We start from the raw sequence: 255 nt of genomic DNA on the forward strand, positions 1-255 counted from the left end.
CCCAGATCGAGGAGTTGCTGTCATGAGCGAGATTCGCAAAAACGATCATCGTTTGATGCAGGTCCTGCTCGCACCGGTGATCTCGGAAAAGGCGACGCTGGTTGCCGACAAGAACGAGCAAGTCGTGTTCGAAGTCGCACCGGATGCCACGAAGCAGGAAGTGAAGGCGGCTGTCGAGCTGCTGTTCAAGGTTGAAGTTGATTCGGTCAACGTGCTGGTCCAGAAGGGCAAGCAAAAGCGTTTCGGCCGTTCGAT

General features: G+C 55.3%; 1 protein-coding gene. It reads left to right on the top strand.

Going from position 1 to position 255, the window contains the following annotated elements; all coding sequences use genetic code 11:
* Window positions 1–22 precede the first annotated feature (22 nt).
* Window positions 23–255 (top strand): 50S ribosomal protein L23 (gene rplW / locus R0J88_RS21720; RefSeq protein WP_410901136.1); only part of this gene is annotated, 233 nt, incomplete at its 3' end.

The organism is Pseudoalteromonas sp. SIMBA_162 (assembly GCF_046535955.1).
Classification (GTDB): Bacteria; Pseudomonadota; Gammaproteobacteria; order Enterobacterales; family Alteromonadaceae; genus Pseudoalteromonas; species Pseudoalteromonas marina.